Annotated in this window: 2 protein-coding genes; both read left to right on the plus strand. The window is 57.8% G+C overall.

Translation table 11 applies throughout. The annotated features are described in order from the left end of the window. Nucleotides 1-207: 207 nt before the first annotated feature. Nucleotides 208-1074 carry a hypothetical protein gene (locus tag KGA97_RS29390; protein ID WP_008038531.1) on the plus strand — a complete coding sequence of 289 codons (867 nt, stop codon included), beginning with the start codon at nt 208-210 and terminating at the stop codon, nt 1072-1074. After that, a complete protein-coding gene (locus KGA97_RS29395; RefSeq protein WP_056725897.1) occupies nt 1071-1793 on the plus strand; it encodes a TylF/MycF/NovP-related O-methyltransferase in 723 nt (240 codons plus the stop codon). The genes KGA97_RS29390 and KGA97_RS29395 overlap by 4 nt, the downstream gene beginning before the upstream one ends. Nucleotides 1794-1847: the final 54 nt, after the last annotated feature.

Genomic DNA, 1847 nt, shown 5'->3' on the forward strand with positions numbered 1-1847 from the left:
GTGTCTTTCAACAAATGTTGTCGACTGACACACAGCCTTCGCGGGCAAGCCTCGCTCCTACAAGGGGATTTTTTTCGTCTGGGGAATGCTTTTCGTCGCAAATTCAGGGGGTTGCGCTTTTATTGGTCCTCCGCCCACCGGATTGCACTTCAGTTTGCTAACGTGTGGCCGACTCTTAAGAGACTCGATGTATTCAGGAGAGGAACCGTGAATCTGTACATCAATCAGCTTCAACACAAAGCTGACTTCAAAGAAGCCATCTATGGCGGCGACATCTTCCTGAACACACAACTGCGCGCCGCCAAAGAGCTGTGCGCGTTCGCCCAGGAAAGCATCACCGCTGCCTTCGACGGCGAGACCAACCACCAGGCGCTGCACACGCTGATGCCGGTGGAAGAATTTGTCGTACTGGTGACGCGCCTCAAGGGCCAGTTCACCAACAGCCTGCGTGCCAAAGAACTGATTCGCAGCTTCACCGAAGAGATCGGTGCCGCCCCCGAAGAATTCATCTTCGACGTACCGCGCATCCGCGTCGTGCCCAACTACGACTACCTGCATGCGGGCGTCAGCTATGCCTACAAGCCGCATCGCGATACCTGGTACGGCGGCGTCGATTGCCAGATCAATACCTGGATGCCGGTCTACACGATCCAGCCTGACCAGACCATGATGATCAACCCGGCCTACTTCGATGCCCCGGTGAAAAACACCTCGGCGCAATGGAGCCTGTCGGACTGGATTGGCGTACAACGTCAACGCGCCAAGGACAACGTCAAGGAAGAGGCACGCCAACACCCGGTGCCCACCGAAGCGATCAACACCGCGTCCGAAATTCGCATCGCCGGCAACACCGCCGAGATGCTGGTTTTCTCGGGCTCACACCTGCACGGCACGGTGCCCAACTACACGCAACAAACCCGTTTCAGCGTGGATTTCCGCCTGATGCACCTCGACGACCTCAAGCACAAGCGCGGCGCGATCAACGTCGACAGCGCCTGCCCTGACGTCGGCGCAGGTTTCAAAGACTATTTCCACGCCCACGACTTTTCTAATTTCCAAGGAATCGAAGCATGACCAAGCGTCGCATCACGCCTGCCGAGGCCCAGTACAACGAAACCCGTACCAACGTTCTGAAACGGGTCGATGCCGAGTACGTGGCCGACGCACCGTTCGTCTTCGCCAACCGCATCGGCGTGACCGCTGCACTGTCGCGTATGGAACTGTTCAAGAAAGTCGCTGAAGTACCGGGCGCGATCATCGAGTGCGGCGTGTACAAGGGCAACTCGCTGATGCTGTACATGCACTTGTCCATGATCCTGGAACCGTACGCGATCAACCGTTCGATCGTGGGCTTCGACACCTTCGAAGGCTTCCAGAGCATCGACAAGAAAGAAGACCCGGCCGACGTCAACGAGACCATGTTCGCCGACACCGACCAGTCGCTGATCCAGGACATGATCGACGCCAACGACCTGCTGCGCCCGGTCAACCGCATCCCGCGTTGCGAACTGGTCAAGGGCGACATCGTCAAGACCGTACCGGAGTGGGTCAAGACCCGTCCGGACCTGGTCGTGGCCATGCTGATCCTCGACACCGACCTGTACGAATCGACCAAAGTAGCGCTGGAAACCTTCCTGCCGTACATGCCAAAAGGCGCCATCGTGGTGCTGGACGAAGTCGCTTACCGCAACTTCCCGGGCGAAACCAAGGCCCTGCGTGAAGTGCTGGACCTGAACAAGATCGAGCTCAAGCGTCTGCCGTTTGACAGCTGCGTAGGCTACTTCCACGTCTAACGCATAACCCCTGTAGGAGCCGGCTTGCTGGCGATTCAGACGACTAGGTGAAAC

Origin of the sequence: Pseudomonas sp. BF-B-15 (genome assembly GCF_019946675.1) — a bacterium.
In the GTDB taxonomy this organism is placed as follows: Bacteria; Pseudomonadota; Gammaproteobacteria; order Pseudomonadales; family Pseudomonadaceae; genus Aquipseudomonas; species Aquipseudomonas migulae.

Excerpts from the sequence above, each read along its gene's own strand:
- KGA97_RS29395 (WP_056725897.1), top strand. The coding sequence starts at position 1,071 with ATGACCAAGCGTCGCATCACGCCTGCCGAGGCCCAGTACAACGAAACC.